Source organism: Curtobacterium sp. MCBD17_013, assembly GCF_003234565.1.
Classification (GTDB): Bacteria; Actinomycetota; Actinomycetes; order Actinomycetales; family Microbacteriaceae; genus Curtobacterium.
Genome location: NZ_QKTU01000011.1, coordinates 54385 through 78621 on the forward strand (window position 1 = coordinate 54385; position 24237 = coordinate 78621).

Annotated in this window: 22 protein-coding genes; 10 read left to right on the forward strand and 12 right to left on the reverse strand. The window is 70.6% G+C overall.

Annotated features, from left to right (window positions below):
- Nucleotides 1-5: 5 nt before the first annotated feature.
- Complete coding sequence (locus DEI81_RS12070) at nucleotides 6-1022, reverse strand: LacI family DNA-binding transcriptional regulator (RefSeq protein ID WP_111010966.1); 1017 nt, start codon at nucleotides 1020-1022, stop codon at nucleotides 6-8.
- Between the two features lie 48 nt (nucleotides 1023-1070).
- On the opposite strand from DEI81_RS12070, the gene DEI81_RS12075 reads away from it, so the two are divergent.
- A complete protein-coding gene (locus DEI81_RS12075) occupies nucleotides 1071-2960 on the forward strand; it encodes a glycoside hydrolase family 2 protein (RefSeq protein WP_258368688.1) in 1890 nt (629 codons plus the stop codon).
- 93 nt (nucleotides 2961-3053) lie between these two features.
- Here the strand turns inward: DEI81_RS12075 and DEI81_RS12080 are convergent, their stop codons facing one another.
- Nucleotides 3054-4958 carry a beta-galactosidase gene (locus DEI81_RS12080; RefSeq protein WP_258368689.1) on the reverse strand — a complete coding sequence of 635 codons (1905 nt, stop codon included), beginning with the start codon at nucleotides 4956-4958 and terminating at the stop codon, nucleotides 3054-3056.
- Between the two features lie 108 nt (nucleotides 4959-5066).
- On the opposite strand from DEI81_RS12080, the gene DEI81_RS12085 reads away from it, so the two are divergent.
- From DEI81_RS12085 to DEI81_RS12115, 7 genes are all read left to right on the forward strand, one after another.
- Complete coding sequence (locus tag DEI81_RS12085) at nucleotides 5067-6089, forward strand: LacI family DNA-binding transcriptional regulator (RefSeq protein WP_111010967.1); 1023 nt, start codon at nucleotides 5067-5069, stop codon at nucleotides 6087-6089.
- Nucleotides 6090-6317: 228 nt separating this feature from the next.
- A complete protein-coding gene (locus tag DEI81_RS12090; RefSeq protein WP_111010968.1) occupies nucleotides 6318-7643 on the forward strand; it encodes a carbohydrate ABC transporter substrate-binding protein in 1326 nt (441 codons plus the stop codon).
- Between the two features lie 98 nt (nucleotides 7644-7741).
- Nucleotides 7742-8749, forward strand: coding sequence for a carbohydrate ABC transporter permease (locus DEI81_RS12095; protein WP_258368691.1), 1008 nt, complete (start codon nucleotides 7742-7744; stop codon nucleotides 8747-8749).
- A gap of 10 nt (nucleotides 8750-8759) precedes the next feature.
- The gene (locus DEI81_RS12100) at nucleotides 8760-9638 is read left to right on the forward strand and encodes a carbohydrate ABC transporter permease (RefSeq protein WP_111010969.1); all 879 of its coding nucleotides are present in this window, start codon (nucleotides 8760-8762) and stop codon (nucleotides 9636-9638) included.
- Between the two features lie 37 nt (nucleotides 9639-9675).
- Complete coding sequence (locus DEI81_RS12105; protein ID WP_111010970.1) at nucleotides 9676-9855, forward strand: DUF6903 family protein; 180 nt, start codon at nucleotides 9676-9678, stop codon at nucleotides 9853-9855.
- A complete protein-coding gene (locus DEI81_RS12110; RefSeq protein ID WP_258368692.1) occupies nucleotides 9852-11381 on the forward strand; it encodes an alpha-L-fucosidase in 1530 nt (509 codons plus the stop codon). Before DEI81_RS12105 ends, DEI81_RS12110 begins: the two co-directional genes overlap by 4 nt.
- A 110-nt stretch (nucleotides 11382-11491) precedes the next feature.
- The gene (locus tag DEI81_RS12115) at nucleotides 11492-12223 is read left to right on the forward strand and encodes an OBAP family protein (RefSeq protein WP_258368693.1); all 732 of its coding nucleotides are present in this window, start codon (nucleotides 11492-11494) and stop codon (nucleotides 12221-12223) included.
- Between the two features lie 302 nt (nucleotides 12224-12525).
- On the opposite strand, the gene DEI81_RS12120 is transcribed toward DEI81_RS12115, so the two are convergent.
- The 10 genes from DEI81_RS12120 to DEI81_RS12165 form a co-directional block, all read right to left on the reverse strand.
- The gene (locus tag DEI81_RS12120; protein ID WP_111010972.1) at nucleotides 12526-13077 is read right to left on the reverse strand and encodes an Lrp/AsnC family transcriptional regulator; all 552 of its coding nucleotides are present in this window, start codon (nucleotides 13075-13077) and stop codon (nucleotides 12526-12528) included.
- Nucleotides 13078-13222: 145 nt separating this feature from the next.
- On the reverse strand, nucleotides 13223-14380 hold the full coding sequence (locus DEI81_RS12125; protein WP_111010973.1) for a pyridoxal phosphate-dependent aminotransferase: 1158 nt from the start codon (nucleotides 14378-14380) through the stop codon (nucleotides 13223-13225).
- 44 nt (nucleotides 14381-14424) lie between these two features.
- Nucleotides 14425-15264: an ATP-binding cassette domain-containing protein gene (locus DEI81_RS12130; RefSeq protein WP_111010974.1), complete on the reverse strand. Its 840-nt coding sequence runs from the start codon at nucleotides 15262-15264 to the stop codon at nucleotides 14425-14427.
- Nucleotides 15264-16070 (reverse strand): ABC transporter ATP-binding protein, encoded by an 807-nt coding sequence (locus tag DEI81_RS12135; RefSeq protein WP_111011006.1) that lies wholly within the window; start codon nucleotides 16068-16070, stop codon nucleotides 15264-15266. The genes DEI81_RS12130 and DEI81_RS12135 overlap by 1 nt, the downstream gene beginning before the upstream one ends.
- A complete protein-coding gene (locus tag DEI81_RS12140) occupies nucleotides 16067-17278 on the reverse strand; it encodes an amidohydrolase family protein (protein ID WP_111010975.1) in 1212 nt (403 codons plus the stop codon). The genes DEI81_RS12135 and DEI81_RS12140 overlap by 4 nt, the downstream gene beginning before the upstream one ends.
- A gap of 32 nt (nucleotides 17279-17310) precedes the next feature.
- Complete coding sequence (locus DEI81_RS12145) at nucleotides 17311-18063, reverse strand: N-acyl homoserine lactonase family protein (RefSeq protein WP_111010976.1); 753 nt, start codon at nucleotides 18061-18063, stop codon at nucleotides 17311-17313.
- Nucleotides 18060-18959, reverse strand: a complete 900-nt coding sequence (locus DEI81_RS12150) for an ABC transporter permease (protein WP_146244089.1) — start codon at nucleotides 18957-18959, stop codon at nucleotides 18060-18062. Before DEI81_RS12150 ends, DEI81_RS12145 begins: the two co-directional genes overlap by 4 nt.
- On the reverse strand, nucleotides 18956-19888 hold the full coding sequence (locus tag DEI81_RS12155; RefSeq protein WP_111010978.1) for an ABC transporter permease: 933 nt from the start codon (nucleotides 19886-19888) through the stop codon (nucleotides 18956-18958). The genes DEI81_RS12150 and DEI81_RS12155 overlap by 4 nt, the downstream gene beginning before the upstream one ends.
- Nucleotides 19889-19939: 51 nt before the next feature.
- The gene (locus DEI81_RS12160) at nucleotides 19940-21559 is read right to left on the reverse strand and encodes an ABC transporter substrate-binding protein (RefSeq protein ID WP_111010979.1); all 1620 of its coding nucleotides are present in this window, start codon (nucleotides 21557-21559) and stop codon (nucleotides 19940-19942) included.
- A 142-nt stretch (nucleotides 21560-21701) separates the two neighbouring features.
- Nucleotides 21702-22670, reverse strand: a complete 969-nt coding sequence (locus DEI81_RS12165) for an amidohydrolase (protein ID WP_111010980.1) — start codon at nucleotides 22668-22670, stop codon at nucleotides 21702-21704.
- 80 nt (nucleotides 22671-22750) lie between these two features.
- Between DEI81_RS12165 and DEI81_RS12170 the strand changes: the two genes are divergently transcribed.
- The gene (locus tag DEI81_RS12170; protein WP_146244090.1) at nucleotides 22751-23545 is read left to right on the forward strand and encodes an HpcH/HpaI aldolase/citrate lyase family protein; all 795 of its coding nucleotides are present in this window, start codon (nucleotides 22751-22753) and stop codon (nucleotides 23543-23545) included.
- 170 nt (nucleotides 23546-23715) lie between these two features.
- Nucleotides 23716-24207 carry a DUF4126 family protein gene (locus tag DEI81_RS12175; RefSeq protein ID WP_111010982.1) on the forward strand — a complete coding sequence of 164 codons (492 nt, stop codon included), beginning with the start codon at nucleotides 23716-23718 and terminating at the stop codon, nucleotides 24205-24207.
- Nucleotides 24208-24237: the final 30 nt, after the last annotated feature.

Sequence of the window (24237 nt, forward strand, 5' to 3'; positions counted from 1 at the left end):
GCGGGTCAGCGCGGCGTCGCCGGCGCGCTCTCGCGCACGAGGATGCGGTGCCCCACCGTGTGGTGTGCCCCGCCCTGGTGCGCGCCGTCGAGTTCCCGGAGCACGAGGCCGAGCGCCCGTTCCGCGAGCCCGTGCGTGTCGGGGGCGACCGATGTCAGGCTCGGGTCCGTGCTCGCGCCGAGCTCGATGGCGTCCCACCCGATGACGGCGACGTCGTCGGGGACGGTGATCCCGTGTCGGCGGAGCGACCGGAGGGCACCGATCGCGGCGAGGTCGTCGCGGCAGAGCAGGGCGTCCATCCGCAGGCCGGCGTCGAGCGCCGCGTCGAGGGCCTCCTCGGCGCCCCGCGCGTCGCCGACGTCGCGGGGGACCAGGAGCGTCGGGTCGTCCGGGAGGCCTGCCCCGGCCAGTGCGCGCCGGTACCCCTCGAGTCGGAGGGTCGAGGTTCGGGAGGCCTCGCCGACCTCGTGCCCGAGGAACGCGATGCGGCGTCGGCCGAGACCGAGCAGGTGCGCGACGGCGTCCTCGGCGGCGGCGACGTTGTCGATGGCGACCTGGTCCGAGGTGGCGGGCTGCGGGTCCTCGCCGAGGAACACGACCGGCATGCCGCGCCGCATCGCGTCGAGTTCGCCGGCGCTGAGCATCTGGGGGTGCATGACGAGGGCGTCGATCGTGCCGGCCTCGCGGTCGGCGAGGACCGCGCGCTCGCCCTCGGCCGTGCCACCCGTCTCGATGAGCAGCAGCCGGTAGCCGTGCGACTCGGCCACGCGCGCGAACACGTGGGCGAGTTCGGCGAAGTAGGGGCGGCGGAGGTCGGGGAACGCGAGACCGAGCATCCGGGATCGTCCGGTGGCCAAGCTCCGGGCGAGTCCGTTCGGTCGGTAGCCGAGTTCGTCGATGGCCGCCTGCACCCGCGCGCGCATCCGCGGACTGACGTGCTGGTACCCGCGCACCACGTTCGAGACCGTCCCGATCGAGATGCCGGCCCGGTCCGCCACGTCCTGCAGGGTGACGCGATCCATGGGGGAAGGCTATCGCCACGCGCGTTTGAAGCGGTATAAATTCGACTCGTGCACATCGATGACGCTGTCCCGACGACGCCCGCTTCCTCGTCCCCGGCCGCTCCTCCGGTCGCCGCGCCGACCCTCCCGGTCGCGAGCCGGCAGGACGGCACCCATCCGCGACCGCAGCTCATCCGCGGGCGATGGGCCTCCCTCGACGGCACCTGGTCGTTCCGCCACGACGACGCCGACGCAGGCTTGATCGCGGGCTGGACCGCGGGCCTCCCGGACGCCGGTGTGATCACCGTGCCGTTCCCGCCGGAGTCGGTCGCGTCGGGTGTGGACGAGCCGGGGTTCCACCCGGTGGTCTGGTACGCGCGGAGCATCTCCGCGGAGGATCTCGAGCGTGCCGGGCGTTCGGCCGATGCGTCGCGGGTGCTGCTGCACTTCGGCGCGGTGGACTACCGCGCGAGCGTCTGGATCGACGGCGCACTCGTCGGGACGCACGAGGGCGGGCACACGCCGTTCACGATCGACGTCACCGCGTCCGTGGACGACGGCCGGACCCACACCCTGGTCGTCCGCGCCGAGGACGACCCCCACGACGTCACGCAGCCCCGCGGCAAGCAGGACTGGCACGAAGAGCCGCACGCGATCTGGTACCGGCGCACCACCGGGATCTGGCAGACCGTATGGCTCGAGGCCGTGCCGCCCGTGTCGGTCGAGGCGCTGCGGTGGGTGCCCGCGGGTCCGACCGCCGTCGCGCTCGGCGTCCGCCTGCGCGGCGCGGCACGGGCCGGCGCACGGGTGCGCGTGGCACTCCGCTGGGAGGACCGTGGCGAGGACCTGGGGACGACCGAGGTCACGCTGCCCACCGCCACCGACACGGTCGACCTCGTCCTGCCGATCGCCCGGCAGGTGAACGGGCAGGCCGAGGACGAGATCCGCTGGAGCCCGGAACACCCCAGGCTCGTCGACGCGACGGTCACCCTGCTCGACCCCGCCGGCGCGGTGCTCGACGCGGTGTCCTCGTACCTCGGGCTCCGGACCGTCGCGGTCGACCGGGGGGCGTTCCTGCTCAACGACCGCCCGTACGACGTCCGGAGCGTGCTCAACCAGGGCTACTGGCCGGACTCGAACCTCACGGCGCCCTCGCCGGAGGCCTTCCGGCGTGAGGTCGAGCTCATCAAGGAGCTCGGGTTCACGGCGACCCGGATCCACCAGAAGATCGAGGACCCGCGGTTCCTGTTCTGGGCGGACCGCCTCGGCCTCCTCGTCTGGGGCGAGGCCCCGGGTGCGTACGCGTTCACCCCGACGGCGGTGCAGCGGCTCATGCGGGAGTGGATGGACGCCGTCGAGCGCGACGTGTCCCATCCGTGCATCGTGACGTGGGTTCCGCTCAACGAGAGCTGGGGCATCCAGCACGTGCCGCAGGACTGCGCCCAGCAGGCGTACTCGCGCGCCCTCGCCGACGTGACCCGGGCGCTCGACCCGTCACGGCCGGTCATCTCGAACGACGGCTGGGAGCACACCGCGTCGGACATCCTGACCGTGCACGACTACGAGGGTGACGGTGCCGTCCTCGCCCGCACCTACGCCGACGCGGCCGCCCGGACCGCGGTGCTGTCCGGGATGGGACCCGCCACCCGACGGATCCTCGTCGACGGGGTGGAGGACCAGGGCCAGCCCGTCATGCTCACCGAGTTCGGTGGCGTCCAGTACCAGCCGGGCGCACGGCGCGAGGACGGCTGGGGCTACACGGCCGCGACCGACGGCGACGACTACCTCGACCGGATCACGGCGCTGTACGACGCCATCCGAGCGAGCACGTTCCTGGCGGGCTCGTGCTACACGCAGCTGACGGACACGCTGCAGGAGACGAACGGGCTGCTCACCGCGGAACGCGAGCCGAAGGTGCCGATCGAGCGGATCCGCCGCGCGGTCACCGGGCGCGGCTGAGCGCCCCTCGCCCCCCGGAAACCGCCTGGTTCCGACAGGTCGGCGGTCGGACGACACCGGGGAAGTCGCCCGTTCCCGTTCGGGGGGAGGAGGTCAGAACTCCTCGACGTACTCCTCGGCTGGGCCGAGTTCCGGTCCGTCCCGGAGTTCGAGCACGGTGCCGAGGCGTTCGAGATCGAGCACGGTGACGGTGTTGGCGCCTGGACGGAGGAGCGGGGCGGGGCAGTACAGGGTGACCTGCGGACCGATCTCCCAGTAGCGGCCGAGCAGGAACCCGTTGACCCACACGAAGCCCTTGGTCGAACCAGGCAGGGCGAGGAACGTGTCGGCGGGCTCGTCGACGTCGAGGGTCGCGGTGGCAAAGCCGGAAGCCGGTGCGGTCGTGGCTCGGGTGACGGGAGCGCTCGTCGCGGCGTCGAGCTGGTCCGGGCCGAGGTCCTGGAGTGGTACTGCCACGCTCTCCCAGCCCTGGACCATCCTCCGGTCGACGAGCACCGGCCCGAGCAACCCCTTGCGGCCGCCGAGGAGCGGACCGTAGTTCACCCGTCCCAGGGACTCGACCACGACCTCCAGACGGATCGCGTCACCGGTGCCGGTGACCGTCACGGAACCGCTTGGGCCGTCGATGACGCCGACCGGCGCCCCGTCGACCAGGACCACCGCGCGGTCGCGTACCTCCGTCAGGGTGAGTTCGTGGACGCCTGCGGGGATCCGAGGGAACGCGACGTGGACGACGAGACCCGCGTCGAGTCCGAGGTCCTCGTAGGCGGCGGGCAGCGGCCGGAACACCGACCGCTCGCCGACCGCCCGGAGGCCGGGGAGCAGGTCCGCACGGCGCTGCAGCGCGATCGTCCGCGGTGGCAGGTGTGATGGTTGCGCTGCGACGCGGAGCGGCACCGAACCGTCGACACCGAGCTCGGCGCGCATGGCGTGGAACTTGGGGGTCAGCGTGCCGTCCTCGGCGATCGGCGCGTCGGAGTCGTAGCTGGTGACGGTGGGCTGCAGGACGCCGTCGAGTTCGTTCGCGCCCGCCCAGAGGCCGAAGTTCGTGCCGCCATGCGCCATGTACACGCTGACGCTGCCGTGGTCGTCGAGGATGCCCGACAGCGTCGACGTCGCGCTCGCGACGGAGCGGACGTGATGTGGCTCGCCCCAGTGGTCGAACCATCCATTCCAGTACTCGGCGACGACGAACGGCTCCTCGGGTCGGCGGTCCGCCTGCAGCCGCCGCGCCGCCGCCGGCCCGGAGCCCATCGTGACGGCGGCGAGGGTCCCCGGGACGCTCCCCCCGTCGAGCATGAGGTCCGTGGGGCCGTCGGCCGTGAAGAGCAGCTCGTCGATCCCGCGTGACACGAGGGCCTCGCGGTTCCAGAGCAGGTAGGCATGGTCGTCGCCGTAGCTGCCGAACTCGTTCTCGACCTGGAGTGCGACGACGGGGCCGCCACGGTTCGCCTGCAGGTCCCGCACCCGGGGGACCAGCTCGTCGAACCACGACCCGACCGGGCCCGTGAAACCCGGGTCGGAGCTGCGGAGCGCGACCCCGCGGGCGGTGAGCCAGCTCGGGAGGCCCCCGTTCGACCACTCGGCGCAGATGTACGGTCCGGGGCGGACGACGGCGTCGAGGCCTTCCTCGCCGACGACGGTCAGGAACCGCTCGAGGTCCCGCCAACCGTCGAACCGGGGAGCGCGCTGCTCGTGCGGCTGGTGGAAGTTCCAGGGCACGTACGTGTCCACCGTGTTGAGCCCGAGGTCTGCGAGCCGCCGGACACGGTCCCGCCACAGGTCGGGATGGACGCGGAAGTAGTGGAGGGCTCCCGAGAGGATCCGGTGGGGTGCGCCCTCGCGGTACAGGCGGCGGTCCGCCCACGTGAGGGTCGCTCCGGAGCGGGTCGTCGTCCCACTGGTCCTCGTCGGGTCCGCGTCGGGGATCATCGATCCGGTCGGTTCGAGCAGGGTCGAGCGCACCGGCGCGACGCCGGTCGAGGGCAGATCCGTCACGCCGCGATCGTATGTTATCGATGCCATCTCTGCCAACATCGCCGGGAACGGCTCGCCGAGCAGCGGTCGCGATGGCATCGATGCCGACCGCACTGCCACAGTAGGCACATGACCGAGACCGACATCCACGCCGTCCGCGGTCCGAGCATGACCGACGTCGCGCGGGCCGCCGGGGTGTCCGCGCAGACCGTCTCGCGGACCCTGCGCGACTCCCCGAACGTCAACCCCGAGACGCGTCGACGCGTCCTCCTGGCGGTCGAGCAGCTGGGGTACCGACTCAACAACGCGGCCCGGATGCTGTCGTCCGGCCGGTCCCGCACGCTCGGACTCGTGCTGCTGCAGTCCGGCGGGTACTACTCGCGCTCGGCGGTGACGGCGGGTGTCGAGTCGGCGGCCGAGGCCGCCGGACTCGCCGTGAGCATCGCGACCATCGCGTCCCTCGACACGGGCCAGATGGAGCGGTCCTTGTCGAAGCTCGCCGACCAGGGGGTCGAGGGCATCGTCATCGCGGTCCCGCTCATCTCGGTCACCCGCAAGATGGAGGAGATCACCCGCGAGATCCCGACCGTCACCGTCGACGGTTCGCGCACGGCCGGCGCGGCCGTGGTCGGGATCGACCAGCGCGCCGCCGGGCGGCTCGCGACGGAGCACCTGCTGACACTCGGGCACGGTCAGGTGTGGCACGTGGGCGGACCGGACGAGTGGATCGAGGCCCGACAGCGTCGGCAGGGCTGGGAGGACGCCCTGGTGGCCGTGGGGATCGAACCGCCGCCGCCGCTCGAAGGGGACTGGTCGCCTGCCTCGGGTCACCGGCAGGGGCAGATCCTCGCCATGATCCCCGACGTGTCCGCGGTGTTCGTCGCGAGTGACGAGATGGCCTTCGGGGTCATCCGCGCCCTGCGCGAGCACGGGCGGCGGGTGCCCGACGACGTCTCGATCGTGAGCGTCGACGACATCGCGCTCGCGGCCTACTGCTCGCCGCCGCTCACCACGGTCCGGCAGGACTTCCACCGTGTCGGTGCGGCAGCCGTCGACCTGTTGCTCGCGCCCGGTGCCGGCCGCCCGCTGACCGACGACGGGGCCCCGGAGCTCGTCGTCCGGGCCACGACCGCCGCTCCCGCCGTTCGCTGAGTCGAGGGAGCGGCCGGCCGGGCGAGCGCCGTGCCGTTTGTTTCCGGCTCGTTAACCTGCTTGCGCGTCCGTGTTATCGATGCCACAGTGTTGACATCCGCGAACCAGGAGCACCCCGACCGGCACGCGGACGACGACGACGCCGATCCGTGCCCGGGCTGGCGGACCGGAACCACCACCCCCACTTCGACCCGTCCGGGCAACGCGCCCACGGAAGGACCCACAACGATGAAGAGACCGCTCGTCATGATCGGGGCCGCCGTCGCGGCGCTCGGACTGCTCGCCGGCTGCTCGACGACGAACTCCGGCTCGTCGTCCAGCGGCTCCACCACGCTGGACTTCGCCGCGCTCCAGGGCGGCTATGGCACCGCGATGTACCACAAGGTCATCGACGCGTACGAGAAGCTCCACCCCAATGTCCACATCAAGCTCACGCTGTCGAAGGACATCGAGGACGAGATCACCCCGCAGATGAAGGCCGGGAACTACCCGGACCTCGTCGAGCTCGGCGAGGGACGCGCGGCCGGCCTCACCGAGACGATGGTCAAGGACAAGGCGCTCGAGGACCTCACCTCGGTGCTCAAGGAGAAGATCCCGGGTCAGGGCGGCACGGTCTCATCACAGTTGACCGGGGGCATCGTCGGCAACCTGGCGACCAACCCATACGGCACCGACAAGACCTACCTGATGCCCGTCTACTACGCGCCGACCGGCCTGGTCTACGACAAGCACCTGTTCGCCGAGAAGGGCTGGGCGGTCCCGACGACCTGGAAGCAGATGTTCCAGCTCGGCGACGAGGCCAAGGCGCAGGGCATGTCGCTGTTCACCTACCCGACGACCGGCTACCTCGACTCGTTCTTCTACGCGCTCACGGCTGACGTCGGCGGCAAGGCGTTCTACGACGACGTCATGAACTACAAGCCCGGGATCTGGGAGACCGCGAAGGGCAAGAAGGTCCTCGACATCGCGACGAAGCTGTTGAGCTACGCCGCCCCGACCACCGTCGGCTACGCGAACGAGCAGGACTACCTGAAGAACCAGCAGAGCGTCATGGACGACAAGGCGCTCTTCATGCCGAACGGGACGTGGGTCTCGACGGAGATGGCGAGCGCACCGCGGGCCTCCGGGTTCGAGTGGGGACTCATGCCGCTGCCGGCGGTCTCCGCCGGTGACGAACGGTACATCGCGACGCAGACCGAGGCCGTGTGGGTGCCGAGCGCGGCGAAGCACAAGGACGCGGCGAAGGACTTCATCGCGTTCATGTACTCGAAGAAGGCCGCCAAGCTGTTCGCCGCCTCCGGGGCGATCCAGCCCATCAAGGGCGTGTCCTCGCTCCTGACCGGCGACAACAAGTCGTTCTACAAGGTCTACGACGAGTCGGGCGTCAAGCCGATCGTCGGCGGCTTCGCCAGTACCGGGACGGTCCAGGGCGTCAGCATCCAGGACACCCTCTTCGGCACCGCCAACAGCATCATCACCGGCGACAAGACCGAGGCCCAGTGGCGGAGCGCCCTGAACGCCGCGAGCAACAAGCTCCACGCTGCGAAGGATTGACCGGAAGCATCGCACACCCGCCCCGGCGGTCCCGCTGATCCCGGGACCGCCGGGCCCCACGAGGGACCACACGAGGAACCAAGCGAAGGACGTCAATCGTGACCTCAACCTCCACACCACCGGCACCGACCACGGTCGCCGGTACCCCGGCACCGGTCGCGCCCTCCCGTGAGCGCCGGATCCGGCGGATCCAGCCGGGCGTCGCACGCCAAGGGAGCGGTGGCCGTCGCGGCGGTCGGGGCTTCGTCATCGCCTGCCTCGCCCCGGCGCTCGTCCTGTTCGCCGTGTTCATGGTGTGGCCGACGATCAGCGTGTTCCGCATGTCGTTGTTCACCTGGAGCGGTTTCTCGCCGACCGCGCAGTTCGTCGGGCTCCAGAACTTCGAGGCGCTGTTCCAGGACCAGCAGTTCATCCGGGCGTTCGAGAACACGGTCGCGCTGCTCGTCGTCGTCACCGTCGTCACCATGGGGATGGCACTGTTCCTGGCGGCGATCATGACCCGGCAGTCGCTCCGCGCGAAGAACCTCTACCGGTTCATCCTCTACATCCCGAACATCCTGTCGGTCGTCGTGATCGCGGCGATCTTCTCCGCGATCTACGACCAGGACAACGGGCTCATCAACGGCTCGCTCCACCTGCTGTCGCTCGACGGGCTCCGTCAGGTCTGGCTCGGCGACCAGCACATCGTCGTCTACTCCGTCGGCATCGCCATGGTCTGGCAGTCGCTCGGCTACTACATGGTCATGTACATGTCGAGCATGGCGAGCGTCCCCGAGGAGCTCTACGAGGCCTCGTCGCTCGACGGCGCGAGCAACGGTCGCCAGTTCTTCACGATCACGCTGCCGCTCATCTGGCAGAACCTCCGCACCACGCTGACCTTCTTCATCATGAGCGCGGTCAACCTCAGCTTCGTCCTCGTGCACGCGATGACCGGCGGTGGGCCCGACGGCTCGAGCGAGGTGCTCCTGTCCTACATGTACAAGCAGGCCTACACGAACGGGTCATACGGCTACGGGATGGCGATCGGGGTCGTCATCTTCGCGTTCTCGTTCCTCGTCTCGCTCCTGGTGAGCCGGGCCACCAAGCGCGAGCCGCTGCAGTTCTGAGGAGTCGACCATGACCACCATCACCACTCGCCGCCCCCGCGTCGGCCGCACCCTCACCTACGTCCTCGTCATCATCGCCTCGCTCGCCACCGCGGTCCCGGTCGCGTGGGTGATCTTCGCGTCCGTCAAGAAGAAGAGCGAGTTCTACGGCAGCCCATGGGCGCTGCCGCAGGGTTTCCACTGGCAGAACTACGTCGCCGCGTTCGTCGACGCCCAGATGGGCCAGTACTTCCTGACGAGCGTGCTCGTGACGCTGCTCGGGCTCGCTTTCGTCCTCGCGGTCTCGATTCCCGCCGCCTACGTCATCGCGCGCTACGAGTTCCCGGGCAAGCGGATCATCGAACTCGCGCTGCTCGCGGGCCTGTTCGTCAACGTCAACTACATCGTCGTGCCGATCTTCCTCATGCTCGTCGGCTGGGACCGGGCGATCAGCTCGATCGCGCCGAACGGGCTGTTCCTCAACGACCCCGTGATGCTCTCCCTCGTCTACGCGGCGACGAGCATCCCGTTCACGATCTACCTGCTCACCGCGTTCTTCCGCACGATCCCGGTGGACTACGAGGAGGCCGCGTCGCTCGACGGCGCGAGCCGGTTCGGCGTGATGACCCGGATCATGCTCCCGATGGCGCGCCCCGCGGTGACCACCGTGATCCTGTTCAACTTCCTCGCCTACTGGAACGACTTCATCATCTCGATGACCCTGCTGACCGGGTCGCACAAGACGGTCCAGGTCGGTCTCCTCAACCTGATGACCGCCGAGAAGGCCGCTGCCGATTACGGACGTCTCTACGCCGGCATGGTCATCGTCATCGTCCCCGTGCTCATCGTGTACGCGCTCATCCAACGTCGGCTCATCGAGGGCATGGCGTCCGGCGGGGTCAAGGGATGAGCGCGGCAGTGTTCGACGTCATGAAGGGATCCGGACAGTGAAGGAATCGACCGCAGCGGCACTCGTGATCGTGGCCCGCGTCGTGGCGGTGCTCGTCTGCGTCGTCCTCGTCGTGGTCGCGCGGACCCACGTCGGCTGGCCGAGCCTGCTGCTCATGCTCGTCGGGCTCGCCGGACTCATCGCCGTGCTCTGGAGCTACAACCGGCGGTTCCGGTGAGCGGAGCAGCGGCCGGGAGTCCCGGAGCGGCCGCCACGAGTGCCGTCACCCCACTGGATCCCGCGTTGGCGGCGATGGTCGCAGTGCGCCCCTCCCAGCGGCAGTTGGCGTGGCAGGCGATGGAGTTCACCGCGTTCGTCCACTTCGGCATGAACACGATGACCGACCGTGAATGGGGTGCGGGACACGAGGACCCGGCGCTCTTCGATCCCGAGGACGTCGACACGGACCAGTGGATGGCAGCGGTCGCGAGCGCCGGCATGACCGGGGTGATCCTGACCGCCAAGCACCACGACGGCTTCTGTCTCTGGCCGAGCGCCGTGACCCGCCACTCCGTGGCCGCATCGCCCTGGCGCGGGGGGCACGGCGACCTGGTCGGCGAGGTCGCGGACGCCGCCCGGCGCCACGGTCTCCGGTTCGGCGTCTACCTGTCGCCGTGGGACCGGACCGAGGCGTCCTACGGTTCGGGCCGCGCGTACGACGACTTCTACGTGGCCCAGCTCACGGAGCTGCTCACCGGGTACGGCGACGTGTTCTCGGTGTGGTTCGACGGTGCCAACGGCGAGGGACCGAACGGTCGACGCCAGGTGTACGACTGGGATCGCTACTACGCCGTCATCCGCGAACTCCAACCGGGCGCGGTCATCAACGTCTGCGGCCCGGACGTCCGCTGGTGTGGGAACGAGGCCGGGCACACCCGCGCCGACGAGTGGAGCGTCGTGCCGCGTGCGCTGCAGGACGCCGAGCGCATCGCCGAACGATCCCAGCAGGTCGACGACGGCACCTTCACCACGCTGGTGCGGAGCGACGAGGAGGATCTGGGCAGCCGAGCCGCCCTCGCCGGGCACGAGGACGACCTGATCTGGTACCCGGCCGAGGTGAACACGTCGATCCGCCCCGGTTGGTTCCACCACCCGGCCGAGGACGACGCGGTCCGCAGCGTCGACGAGCTGTTCGCGATCCACCGGTCGGCGGTGGGCGGCAACGCGGGGTTCCTGCTGAACGTCCCGCCGACACGAGCCGGTCGGATCGCGGAGCCCGACGTCGCGGTGCTCGCCGAGCTCGGCGAACGGATCGCGGACCAGCGTCGGCGTGTCGTCGAGGCGGACGTCGAGCCGTCGAGCGGTGTGGTCCGGACTGGCGGCGATGGCTGGCCGCGCCCCGACATCGGCTCGCCCGCGGGTCCGGCGCTCGACCTCGCCAACGGCACCGGTCGGTGGGAGCCCGAGCCGGGCGATGCGTCGCCGCACCTCACCCTGCGACTGGCCGAGCCGACGGTCGTCGAGGCCGTCGTCATCAAGGAGGAGATCGCCGTCGGGCAGCGCATCGAGCGCGCTGTCGTGACGGCGGCCCTTCGGGGTGCACTCGTCCTGCGCGCTGAGTTCGGTGCGGTCGGCTACCAGCGCATCGTCCCGCTCGCCCCCGAACTCGTCGACACCGTGACGATCGAGATCCGGCTCTCCCGCGCCGTCCCGGTGATCGCGGGCGTCGCAGTGGTCAGGGCGGCGGTGACACCCGGCGGATGAGCGGGGGGCGTGTGCCCGCGAGGGTGGTGTCCGGCGCCCCGGGTCCTGAGGCGGCTGGCAGGCAGCGCGGAGTGCGATGAGCAGGAGTTCCGAGCCCGAGGAGATGCATCGTGCCCCTGAATCCAGCTGTCGCGAACCGCTCGACCGGTGTCGTGCCTCCCGGCCGGCCCGGCGGGTTCGAACTCGCCCTGCTCGACCGCGGCGCCGACGTCCTGCAGACCACCGCACCGTTGGCCGGGTTCGACGTCTACGTCGTCGGTTTCCACTGCGTCAAGGGGGAGCCGGACCTGCAGATGGAGGCGCACCACTTCTGCAAGGTGGTGAACGCGGACATGCTCCAGTGCGTCCTCTTCGACGGCAACACGCGCGACGCGAACCTGATCGGCATCGAGTACATCGTCTCCGAGGCGTTGTACGGAACGCTCCCCGAGGAGGAACGGGCCGCGTGGCACCCGCACAACCACGAGGTGTTCTCCGGGGAACTCGTCGCGCCCGGACTGCCGGTCGCCATCGAGACGGAGCTGATGGGGCACCTCGTGAACTCGTACGGCAAGACCTGGCACACCTGGCACAGCACGCCGATGGGGGAGCACCCGCCGCAGCCGTTGCCCCTCGGCGACCCGATGCTCATGTGGTCGTTCAACCGCGAGGGCGAGGTCGACGAGGCCCTGCGTCGGGACCGCAACGCCGCGATGCACACGGACCCCGAGCCGCGGAAGGCGTCCCGGGCGAAGTACCTCGACCGGGCGCATCCGCAGCAGGGGGTCGCGACGATGCGCGACGCCTTCAGCGGGACGAGTCCGACTCCCGGCGTGGTCGATGCGCAGGACGGGCGCCCCTGACCCGCTGGCCGCGCTGCCCCTGCTGCGCCGGTGTGGCGAGGAGCAACGACGTCACCGACCGCGGCATGTCCGCCTGCGTGCCCTGGCTCACCGACGTGTCGTTCTCCGGGCCACACCCGCGGACCTCATCACCGGCGGGAGCGCCCGGCGCAGAACCGGACCGTCGTGTCGACCACGCGACTGGTGACGATGACCGTCGGGGGCAACGACGTCGGCGACGTGGCCGGGCTCATGATGTGCCGGAGCGCGTCGCCCGCTGGGGCCGGGGCGCGTTCGTCGCCGGTGGCCCGGCTCGGCGCTCGTCACTCGTCGCGCAGCACCCCGGCCCCGCGGTAGTTCCCGAGTCCGAGGAACGTTTCGACCCGCTGCACGCCGGGGATCTGCCAGATCCGAACGAGGAGGACCTCCTGCAGGTGGGCGTGGTCACGCAGGCGGAACTTGGCGATGAGGTCCCACTGGCCCGTGACGATGTCGAGGTCCTCGAGCTCCGGCATCTCGACGAGGCGCTCGATGATCGCACCGAGGTCGGCACCGGCGGCGGCGGTCATCGGGATGTGCACTGACATGGAGTAGCCGAGGGTCGCCCAGTCGATGTCGAGCGTGTAGGCGCGGATGACGCCGAGGCGTTCCAGTCGGGCGATCCGCTCGCCGATCGCGGGGGCGGAGAGCGCGACCTCGCGGGACAGGGCGCGCTGGGAGCGCCGCGAGTCGTCGGCGAGCGCCCGGAGGAGGGCGTGGTCGAGCTCGTCGAGCGGGACCTTCGCCGTCGGGCGCTGGATGAGCTGCGCGAGCTTCGAGCCGGCGGGGGCCTCGTCGTCGTCCGGGCCGGTCGCTTCGGTGCTCGAGGTGCTCATCCGCTCTCTTCTCCTCGCGTCCCCCGGCAGCCTAACCGGGGAGACCGGCAGCCTAGCCGGGGCGCACTGCGGCCCGGCCGGGGATCCTCGCAGCCCGACCGGTGCGCCCGAAGCCCCGTCCGGCCCCGGACGCCGATCCCCACGGTCACCGCGCGGTGACCGACTGGGCGATGGCGGCCCCGATCCGGTCGATCGCCTCGACGACCGCGTCGACGCCGTTGGCGATCGAGATCCGGACGTGCCCCTCGCCGCCGCTGCCGAAGGCGGTGCCGGGGGCGACGGCGACGCCCGCGTCCGCGACGAGTGCGCGCGCGAACGCGTCGCTCCGGAGGCCGGACGCCGACACGTCGACCCAGAGGTAGAACGCCCCCTCCGGCCGGAACGCGGGGATACCGCGTTCCTCGAGCGCGGCGAGCGCGGTGTCCCGTCGCATCCGGTAGGCGGCGCGCATCGTCGTGACCACGTCCTGCGGACCGGTCACGGCCTCCAGGGCGGCGTACTGCGTCGGCATCGCGACGCACGACAGCATCGCCTCGTGCGCGTTCGACAGCGTCGAGACGACCGCCTGCGGCAGGGCGAGGTACCCGATGCGCCATCCGGTCATCGCGTACGTCTTCGAGAAGCTGTAGACCGATATCACGGAGTCGGTCTCGTCGAACACCGCGGTGGAGACGTGCGGGCGGTCGAAGGTGAGCTCGTCGTAGCACTCATCCGAGACGATCCAGAGACCGTGGCCGTTCGCCCAGGCGACCACCTCGGCGAGCCGATCGGCGTCGAACACGGAGCCGAGCGGGTTCGAGGGTGCGTTCAGCACGATCGCCCTGGTCCGCGGCGTGACCCGCGCCTCCAGGTCGGCGACGGTGGGCAGGTAGTCGTCCTCGGCGCGCAGTCGGTAGCCGACGCTCGTCGCGCGGAGGAGCCGACACATCATCTGGTAGTTCGGCCACCCGGGGCTCGGGACGAGGACCTCGTCGCCCGGGTCGACCAGCCCGACGAGTGCCACGTAGATGCCCTGCACCGCGCCGGACGTGACGAGCACCTGCTCGGCGCGGGTCTCGAATCCGTTCCGCGTCCGGATCTTCTCGGCGAGCGCCTCGCGCAGCTGCGGGATCCCCGGCGTGACCGAGTACTTGGTGGCACCGGCGGTGGCGGCGCGGGCGGCGGCCTCCACGACGTTCGGTGGTGTGGGGAAGTCGGGCTCGCCGAGCTCGAGTCGGATGGTGTCCGGTCGGGCGAGCGCGAGGTCCATGATCTCGCGGATCCCCGATCTGGGCATGGTGCTGGTGCTGGCTGGGATCTGCATGGGTGGAGCGCTGTTCCTTCGGTCGGTTCGTCGCGGGGAGCGAGTCAGGAGGCCGACCCGACCGGGCGGTCCGCACGGCGTGCTCGTGCCTTCGCCAGGGCCGTGTCGGTGGTCGGTGCGGCGGCGAGCAGTTCCTTCGTGTACTCGTGCTGGGGCGCCCGGTAGATGGACGTCTTGTCGGCGACCTCCACGATCTCACCGTGCCGCATGACGACGACCGTGTCGCTCATGTACCGCACGACGTGGAGGTCGTGGCTGATGAACAGGTACGCCAGCCCGTGCTCAGCCTGCAGACGCTTCAGCAGTTCGAGGATCTGCGCGCGGATCGAGACGTCGAGGGCGCTCGTCGGCTCGTCGGCGATGATCAGCTGCGGCGAGCTGGCGAGGGCGCGTGCGATGTTCACGCGTTGGCGCTGCCCGCCGGAGAGCTGCATCGGCCGACGCCGGGCGTGGGACGCGGGCAGCCCGACGTCCTCGAGGAGCTCGGACACGCGGTCGGCGATCCGGGCGCGCGGGACGATGCCGTGGACGACCAGCGGTTCCGCGAGGATCGCACCGATCGTCCGCCTCGGGTTCAGGGAACTGAGCGAGTCCTGGAACACCATCTGCACGCTGCGGCGGAGTTCCGCGAGCGACTCCGCGCTCTGGTCCACGGTCCTGCCGCCCAGGACGATGCGGCCGGACGTCGGTCGTTCCAGGCCGACGATCGTCCGCGCCACGGTGGACTTCCCGCTGCCCGACTGGCCGACGATGCCCACGGTGGTCCCGGCCTCCACGGACAGTGAGACGCCCCGGACCGCCTGCACCCCCTCGCCGCGCCGGAACAGGCCGCGGGGCGTGAAGGTGACGACGAGGTCGTCGACCCGGAGCAGTGGGTCGCTCATCAGGCGTCCTCTCGTTCGAGTGCCCGCACCGTGTCGAGCAGTGCGCGGGTGTACGGGTGCTGCGGCCTCGAGAACACGTCGTCGACCTCGCCCTGTTCGACGATCTCGCCGTACCGCATCACCGCGGTGACGTCGGACAGGCCGGCGACGACGCTGAGGTCGTGGCTGACGAGCATGAGTGCGAGGCCGAGTTCCGCGCTGAGGTCCTGGAGGAGTTCCAGCACCTGGGCCTGCACACTCACGTCGAGCGCTGTGGTCGGTTCGTCCGCCAGGAGCAGCACGGGGTTGCAGGAGATCGCCATCGCGATCACCACCCGCTGGCGCATCCCGCCGGAGAACTCGTGCGGGTACGCGGTCAGCTTCGCCCGCGCCGACTGGATCCCGACCCGCTCGAGCAGGTCGACCGCACGGTCGTCCGCTGCTGCCCCGGAGAGTCCGAGGTGCAGCCGGAGCGACTCGCGGAGCTGCGAGCCGATCGTCCGCGTCGGGTTCAGGGCGCCGAGCGGGTCCTGGTAGACGAGACCGATCTCCCGCCCGCGGATCGGCCGCATGGCCCGGTCGCCGAGCGTGACGAGGTCGCGACCGCGGAACAGGATCTGCCCGGTGACCCGTGTGCCGCGGGGAAGCAGGCCCAGGATCGCGAGGCACACCGTGCTCTTGCCGGAACCCGACTCGCCGACGAGTCCGAGCGTCTGGCCCGGGAACAGGTCGAAGTCGATCCCCGCCACCGCTGCGTTCCCCTCGGCGGTCCCGGGGAACACGACGCGCAGGTCGCGGACGGACAGCAGGGGCTCGGTGTCGCTCATGCGCGCACGGAGTCGAGCGCGAGCTCGTCACGGACCACCGCGCCGGCCTTGGCGACGAGCAGCACGTCCCGGATCGCCCCGATGTCCGCCGTGGGGTCGCCCTCGACGAGGAGCAGGTCGGCGGTCTTGCCGACCTCGATGGTGCCGAGGGTGTCGAGCACGTCGAAGTTCTCGGCAGAGGTCAGGGTCGCGGCGACGAGCGCCTGCACGGGGGTCATCCCGTACTCCACCATGAGCCCGAGCTCGACCGGCACCTCGGTGTGCGGGTTGTGGGGCGTCCCCGCGTCGGTCCCGCACGCGACTCGGACACCGGCCTCGACCATCGCCCGGAACCCTGCGACCGATGCGTCGGACTCCATCCGTGCTTTCCGGTACACCGATGCGGAGACGGTCTCGGGGTTCGTGACGATCCGGTTCACGGCCACCAGGGTCGGGACGATGATCGTGCCGCGCTCCAGGGCGAGCTCGATCGCCTCGTCGTCGAAGAAGCAGGCGTGTTCGATCGAGTCGAGTCCCGCCCGGATCGCGTTCTTGACGCCGGGGCCGCCGATCGCGTGGCTCGTGATCCGCTTGCCGGCGTTGTGCGCCTCGTCCACCGCCGCACGCAGCTCGTCGACGTGGAGTGCCGTCTGCAGCGGCGTGACGCCCTCGGTGAGCACCCCACCGGTGGCCATGATCTTGATGAAGTCGGCTCCGGCGTGCAGCTCGGCCCGCGTCGCCTGCGCGACGCCCCACGGGCCGTCAGCCTGACGTCCGATGGAGTGCCCGTGGCCACCGGTCATCGTGATCACCCGGCCGGCGGCCTTCACCCGCGGCCCCGGAACGTAGCCCGACGCCACGATGTCGCGCAGCTCGATCGCGATCCCGTCGATGGACCCGCAGTCGCGCACGTTGGTGACGCCGGTCTGCAGCGTCTCGGCGAGGTTCACCACCGCCTGGACCGTGCCGTACGTCGAGGAGCCGGTCAGGGTGCCCCCGTCGTGGACGCCGTCGCCCATGAGGTGCACGTGGCCGTTGAACAGGCCCGGGAGGAGCGTGCGTCCCCGCCCGTCACGCACCACCCACCCGTCGCCGGGGGCGGGCGCCTGGTCGGCGGGGCCGACCCAGTCGATCGTGTCGTCCCGCACGAGGACGGATTGGTGCTCGACGACGCCGGCGGCGCGCGGGTCGAAGACGGTGACGTCGGAGACGAGGAGGTGGCTGGTCATGGCGGGTCCTTGCGGTCGAGGGCGGGTGGCGGTCACCGGTGCCGGTACGGGGCACGCGGGAAGTCGGCGACCTGGTCGGGGTCGTGTCCGTACAGGAGGCGCGCACCGCCGGCCTCCAGGTCGCGGAGGCGCGCGGCGCTGGCACGCGCCTGGTCCGGGTCGGCCATGGCCTCCCAGTTGTCGAGGTCGAGGTTGTCCTGCAGGTAGATCGCGTCACCGCAGATGACGAGGTCGCCCTCCTCGGGCAGGTGCACGATCACCGACTGGTGCCCGGGCGCGTGGCCGGACGTCACCACGATCTCGACGCCCGGCAGGACCTCGCCGCCGCCGTCCAGCAGCTCGTAGTGGAGCTCCGGGAGGTTCCAGTACTGGTTCGGGAAGCTCGGGTTGTCGAGGGCGTACGCGTGGTGCTCGCGCTGGGCGAGGAACGTCGCGTTGCGGAACTGGTGGTTGTTGCCGGCGTGGTCGAAGTGCAGGTGCGTGTTGATCACGACGTCGATCTGCTCCGGCTCGATGCCGAGCGCCCGGAGTCGCGCGCCGATGTCGTCCTCGGGCGCCATGACCGGCGTCAGCATGCGCGCGAAATCGGTTCCCGCCCAGGTGAGGTCCGGGTCGGTGACGTGGTCGCGGCTCATCCCGGTGTCGATGAGGAGCAGCCGTCCGTCGTCGAGTTCGACGAGGTACGACGACACCGGGATCGAGAACTTCTCGTCGTGCAGGTGGCCCGGTGTCACGACGCCGTGGGCGCACCAGCAGGTCCCGAGGGGGAGGATCACGAGGTTCATGCGACGGGCTCCGTGCTCGGCTGCAGGTCGGCCCGGGCCGCGGACAGGCGCTTGGCGAAGAAGTCCCCGAGGAAGTTGGCGATGAGGATCGTCAGCGTGATCGCGAGGCCCGGTGCTGCAGAGATCCACCACGCCTGGTCGAGGTACTGGGTGCCGGCCCCCAGGTCGGCTCCCCACTCCGGCGTCGGCGGGGCGACCCCGAACCCGAGGAAGTTGAGGGCGGCGGTGAGGAGGGTCGTCCACCCGATCGCGCTCGAGACGAGCACGACGACCTCGACCAGCACGACCGGGAGCACGTTGCGCATCATGACCCGCAGCGGCGACGCGCCGACGACGATCGACGCCGCGATGTACTCCTCGGACCGGATCCGCTGCGTCGAGCCGTACACGACACGGGCGAACACGGGGATGAACGAGACCCCGACCGCGAGGATCGTGCTCGGGACGCCCGTGCCGCCGATCGTGATGATGATGAGCGCGAGGAGCAGGCCCGGGAACGCGAGCAACACGTCCATGACCCGCATCGAGATCCCGCCCCGGATCCCCCCGACGTATCCCGCGAAGAGCCCGATGGGGACCCCGACGACCGCGGCGAGCAGGGTGGAGAGCGCGGCCATCAGCAGGGTCAGCCGTCCGCCCCACAGCGTGCGCGACAGGACGTCGCGACCGAGGTGGTCGATGCCGAACGGATGCGCCAGGGTCGGCGCGCTCCGCGCCAGCCCCACCGCGGTCGTCGGGGACGCCGCCGCGAGGACCGGGGCGAGGAGCACGAGGAGCACGAGCAGCGCCGCCGCTCCGCAGACGACCGCGCCGCCGACGTCGACCCGTCGTGGCCGGGGCCGACCCGGGGTCGGGGTTGCCGCTTCCGTGACGTTCTCCACTGCTGACGTCGTCATGCCGTCCACGCCTTCCGGACACGCGGGTCGAGGAGGCCGTGGCTCACGTCGACGAGGATGTTGATCACGATGTAGCAGACGGCGATGAACAGGACGATGCCCTGGATGCTCGGGATGTCCTTGAGCTGGATCTGCGAGACGAGGTAGTTCCCGATCCCCGGCCGACCGAAGATCACCTCGGTGGCCACGGCGCCCGCGAGCAGGTTGCCGATCTGCAGGCCGATGATGGTGGTCACCGCCGAGATCGCGTTGCGGAACGCGTGCCGTGAGAGCAGCTGCCAGCTCGAGAGGCCCTTGCTCCGCGCCACGATGACGTAGGGCTGCTGGTACACGTCGATGAGCGCGCTCCGCAGCATCCGCGTGATGATCGCGGCGAACCCGAGTCCGAGCGACAGCGCGGGCAGGACGAGGGCCTGCGGACCGCCGACCCCGAGTGCGGGGAGCCACTGCAGCCGCACGGCGAACAGCAGGATGAGCAGCTGGGCCAACCAGAAGTACGGGACCGCGAGACCGAGCACCGAGAACCCGGTCGCCAGCCGGTCGCCGATCGACCCGGGCCAGAGGCCGCCGACGACGCCCGTCGGGATCCCGACCACGAGCGCGACGGCGAGCGCCGAGCCCGCGAGGACGAGCGTCGACGGGAGGCGGCTGCCGATCTGCGCCGCCACCGTGCCGTGCGACACGTAGGAGTACCCGAGGTCACCACGGAGGAGGCCACCGACGTAGATCCCGAACTGTGCGATCCACGACCGGTCGAGGCCCATCTGGTGCCGCACCTGCGCCACCCGGGCGGGCGAGGCGTTCGTCCCCATGAGCACGATCTGCGCCGGGTCACCCGGGATCAGTCGCAGGATGAGGAACACCAGGACGACGACGCCGAAGAGCACCGGGATCGCGACGAGGACCCGTCGTCCGAGGAACCGCGCCATGTCAGCTCCGATCCCTCGCGTCCGGTGCGACGGACGCGACCGCCGCGGCGCTCACTTGCCGACTCCGGCGTAGTAGGCGTCGCCGTCGGGCGTGGACGCCAGCCCCGTGATCCCGTTGGTGACGTAGATCGCCTTGAGGTCGTAGACCGGGATGAAGGCGGCCTGCTTGTTGATCTTCCTGAACACGGAGGCGAATGCGGCGTTCCGGGCGGTCGTGCTCGTGGTCGCGTCGGCCGCGTCGATCTGCTTGTCGAGCGACGCACTGCAGGAGTGGGACCAGTTGAACCCGCTCTTCACCTGCGCGCAGGTGAACACCGACTTGATCATGTTCGGGTCGAGGGACCAGAAGAACCAGCTGGCGGTGTTCGAGCCGCCGTTGTTGTACGTCTGTCCCACGGTGGGGAACGCCTGGTCGCTCAGCTTGGCCGTGATGCCCACCGACGCGAGCTGGGACTGGACGAGCGTCGACATGTCGTCGAAGCCGAAGTTCGCGATGTTGATCATCGAGATCGTCAGGGTCTTGCCGTGCTTCTGGCGCTTCCCGTCGACCATCTTCCAGCCGGCGCGGTCGAGCAGCTTGCCGGCCTTCTTCTGGTTGTACGAGAACGCGCTGCCCGCACTCGCGTACCCCGGGGTGGCGCGGGTGACCACGCTCGTCGCGAGCTTGAACTCGCCGGCGAACAGCGTCGAGATGATCGACTTCCGGTCGATGGCGTGGGCGATCGCCTGGCGGACGAGCGGGTCGTTCGTCGGTGCCTTGTCGACGTTGAGGAGCCACCCGTAGGGCATCCCGGCCGCGGCGACGGTGGTGGTCCGCTTGCCGGCCTTCTTCGCGCTCGCCACGTCCTGCGGATCCAGTCCGTCGGCGACCTGCACCTCGCCCGTCTTCAGTGCGTTGTTCTGCGACGTCGGGCTCGTCAGGATGCGGAACGTCAGCGAGGACAGCTTCGCCGCCCCGGAGCCGAACCGCTTGGGACCCCAGTCGTACTTCGCGTTCCGCGTGAGCTTGACCGACGACCCGCTGGTGAAGCTCTGGAACGTGAAGGGCCCGGTGCCGACCGGGTGCTGCCCGTAGTCCGCCCCGTACTTCTTCAGCGCCGTCGGGGAGTCGATGCCGAACTGCTCACTCGCGACGAGCGTGTTGAACGCCGGGTAGGAGCTGGTGAAGTCGACCTTCACGGTGTACGGGTCGACGACCGTCGTGCCCTTGTACGGGCCGAGCGAGGTGACCGCGCTGGCCGACTTCGTCGCGGGGTCCGCGATGTGGTCGAAGGTGGCCTTGACGGCGTTCGCGTCGAACCGGGTGCCGTCCTGGAACGTCACGCCGTGCCGGAGGTGGAACGTGTACTCCGTGGCATCGGCGTTCGCCGTGTACGAGGTCGCCAGCCCGGGCTCGTACTTCTTCGAACCCGAGAACCGCCAGATCAGCGGGTCGAAGATCTGCGCGTCCACCTTGACCGAACCGACGAGGCCCGTCTGCCCGGGGTCGAGCGTGTCCGGGTTCTGGCTGAGCGCGACGGTGAGCGCCTTCGGCGTCTTCGACGAGGTGCTCGCGTTCGCGACGGCGGTGCCGCCCGCCGTCCAGCCGGCGAGCAGGGCACCGACGCCGAGGGCTGCGACGCCCACGCTCGCGATTCGCGCACCGCGTCGTTTCGAGGGGTGGGAGGACATGGGTGCTCCTTGAGGTCGGGTGGTGCTCAGCGGGAGGTGACGTTTCGTAAGCGAGTCAAGTGGGAGTAGTTGTGTTCGGCAAGTAGCAGCGCGTTTCGCTTTTCGAACGTTTTGTTTCCGGCGAATTACGCATTGCGATTGCTCAAGGCTGCACGCCCACGGACGCGAGCGGGATCCGGTAGACGCGGGAGGCGGTGCCGCAGAACAGCGCGAACTGCTCGTCGGCGCTCAGGTGCGCGGCTGCGCGGCGGTACTGGTCGAAGGCCTCGGCGTAGGTGATCCCGCGGATCCCACCGACCGGGAAGTCGCTCGCGATCATGCTGCGGCCCGCGCCGAACCGGTCGAGGACGTGGCGGATCAGCGGTTCGGCGTGCGCGTAGGTCGGTTCAGGGAGGTAGCCGTGCACCGACGAGACCTTGATCACCACGTTCGCGGCGGTCGCGAGCAGGGCGACGTCGTCCCGCCACCGCGCGAGGCCATCGGGGCTCTGGTCGATCGGGCTCGCGATGTGGTTGACCACGATCGTCAACGACGGGTACGCGGCCGCGAGCTCGACGACCTCGTCCGCCTGCCACGGGTAGATGAGGAGGTCGAGCGCCAGACCGAGTTCCGCGATCACCGGAAGGGCTGCCCGCCACGAGGGGCGTCGACTGATCTCCGCCTCCGCCATCATCGTGTTCTCCGGGTCGGGGTTCCACGCGATCGTCTGCCGGATCGACACGACCCGTTCGAAGGCGGCCTGCTCCCGGATGAGCTGCTCGGTGTCGGGTCGTTCGAACGGCACGGCGGCGACGTACCGGATCGCGAGGTTGTCGGACTTGTCGAGCGACTCCAGCCATCGCGTCTCGTTCACCGGGCTGTCCTCGGCGTCCCAGAGTGCCTCGATGTGCACCGACGCCACGACGTTCTGCCCAGCGATGTCGCGGCGGTAGTCGTCGAGCACGTAGTCGTGCTTGAGCGAGTCGAAGAGGCCCTTCGGACCGAAGCTCCCGCCGGGCATCAGCCACGGGTAGTGGTCCCCGGCGAGGTCCCACATGTGGAAGTGCGCGTCGATGACCGGACCGTCGTAGAGCGCCTGAGCGTCAGGCGTCACCGCGTTCTGCATTTTCATGGGGCAAGTATCGGGGCGGTACGGGATTCCAGCCGCAAGTCTTCACGCGCTGGAAACATGCCATCTGGAAAGCTGATGGCGTGACAGCGAGGACGATGCACAGCGCCGCGATGACGTCGGACGATCCGCTCTGGGGTCTGTGGTCGAACTACGCGAGCCCGCGGGTGGTCGGTTCGCTCGCGGCCTCCGGGGCCCCGTGGATCTGCGTCGACGAGCAGCACGGGTACCCGCCGGACGACCTCGCCGCGACGATCGGCGCCGGGCTCGCACGTGACGTCACGATGGTCGTCCGTGTCGCCTGGAACCGGCCGGAGCTGATCGGCCGCGCGCTCGACGCAGGCGCGAGCGGGATCATCGTCCCGATGGTGGAGGACCCGTCCCAGGCGCAGAGTGCGGCCCGTGCATGCCATTACCCGCCGCTCGGAGCCAGGAGCTTCGGGCCCGCCCGCCGTGCGTTCGGCGTGGACGCGGCGTACGGCGGACACGCACCCGAGGACGAGCCGCAGTGTCTCGTCATGGTGGAGTCCGCCGCCGCGTTGACCCACGTCGAGGAGATCGCCCAGACGGAGGGCGTCGACGGGATCTTCGTCGGGCCGTTCGACCTCGCGCTGGCCCTCGGCGTCGCGCTCGACGACCTCCTCGCCGACCACTCGTCGTCCTCGCCGCTCGTCCGGATCGCCGCGGCCTGCCGTCGAGCGGGGATCCTCGCCGCGGCGTACGGCGGCACGCCCGAGCGGGCGCGGGTCCTCGCGGCCCACGGGTTCGGGCTCGTCGTCGCCGGGACGGACGACGGGATCCTCCGCGACGGCTGGGCCGGCATCCGCGCCGGACTCGCGGCCGGTGCGGAGGAGCGCGGAGCGACCGGCGCCCGCTGACGGTCCACACGGCCCCGACGCCCGGTGACCGCGTGCCGGGCGCTGGATGGTGCCGCCGCAGCCCGCTCGGTCGCCGCGTTCCACGTCACCCGTCGGCGGGCTGGGTCCCCGTCGACCCGCGGTCGGTAGCCTCGCGCGAGAACCACATCCGCCACCACGAGGAGGCCACCATGCCGAGCACCACCACGCTGTCCATCCCGGCCCGGGCACTGCTGCTCGGCGTGTTCACGGGCGCCCGGTCCGCCACGCCCCTCGCGGTCCTCGCGCTGCAGCACGATCGCCCCTCGCTCCAGGGTGCCTGGCAGCAGTGGCCCGTGTTCCGCTCGCCCGTCGGCCGAGGCGCCCTCGTCGCCTCGGCGGCCGGGGAGCTCGTCGCCGACAAGCTCCCCGTCACGCCCAGTCGGCTGAAGCCCGGGGCGCTCCTCGGACGCGTCACGGCCGGTGCGATCGCCGGGCTCGTCATCGGGAGCGTGGGCGGCAGCAGTGTGTCGCGCCTCCAGACCGCGGTGCTCGGTGGCGTCGGCGCGGTGATCGGGAGCTACGCGGGCTACCTCGGCCGCACTGCCCTCGGCTGGGTCAGCGGCCTGCCGGACCCGGTCGTCGCGCTCGTCGAGGACACGATCACGGTCGCCGGGGCGACCGCGGTGGTCACCGCCGACTGACCGACGGACGGGAGGGGCGGGGCCAGCGGC

Coding starts and splice junctions, on each gene's coding strand:
- DEI81_RS12070 (WP_111010966.1), bottom strand. CDS start 1,022: ATGGATCGCGTCACCCTGCAGGACGTGGCGGACCGGGCCGGCATCTCG.
- DEI81_RS12085 (WP_111010967.1), top strand. CDS start 5,067: ATGACCGAGACCGACATCCACGCCGTCCGCGGTCCGAGCATGACCGAC.
- DEI81_RS12090 (WP_111010968.1), top strand. CDS start 6,318: ATGAAGAGACCGCTCGTCATGATCGGGGCCGCCGTCGCGGCGCTCGGA.
- DEI81_RS12100 (WP_111010969.1), top strand. CDS start 8,760: ATGACCACCATCACCACTCGCCGCCCCCGCGTCGGCCGCACCCTCACC.
- DEI81_RS12120 (WP_111010972.1), bottom strand. CDS start 13,077: ATGAGCACCTCGAGCACCGAAGCGACCGGCCCGGACGACGACGAGGCC.
- DEI81_RS12125 (WP_111010973.1), bottom strand. CDS start 14,380: ATGCAGATCCCAGCCAGCACCAGCACCATGCCCAGATCGGGGATCCGC.
- DEI81_RS12130 (WP_111010974.1), bottom strand. CDS start 15,264: ATGAGCGACCCACTGCTCCGGGTCGACGACCTCGTCGTCACCTTCACG.
- DEI81_RS12135 (WP_111011006.1), bottom strand. CDS start 16,070: ATGAGCGACACCGAGCCCCTGCTGTCCGTCCGCGACCTGCGCGTCGTG.
- DEI81_RS12140 (WP_111010975.1), bottom strand. CDS start 17,278: ATGACCAGCCACCTCCTCGTCTCCGACGTCACCGTCTTCGACCCGCGC.
- DEI81_RS12145 (WP_111010976.1), bottom strand. CDS start 18,063: ATGAACCTCGTGATCCTCCCCCTCGGGACCTGCTGGTGCGCCCACGGC.
- DEI81_RS12150 (WP_146244089.1), bottom strand. CDS start 18,959: ATGACGACGTCAGCAGTGGAGAACGTCACGGAAGCGGCAACCCCGACC.
- DEI81_RS12155 (WP_111010978.1), bottom strand. CDS start 19,888: ATGGCGCGGTTCCTCGGACGACGGGTCCTCGTCGCGATCCCGGTGCTC.
- DEI81_RS12160 (WP_111010979.1), bottom strand. CDS start 21,559: ATGTCCTCCCACCCCTCGAAACGACGCGGTGCGCGAATCGCGAGCGTG.
- DEI81_RS12165 (WP_111010980.1), bottom strand. CDS start 22,670: ATGAAAATGCAGAACGCGGTGACGCCTGACGCTCAGGCGCTCTACGAC.
- DEI81_RS12175 (WP_111010982.1), top strand. CDS start 23,716: ATGCCGAGCACCACCACGCTGTCCATCCCGGCCCGGGCACTGCTGCTC.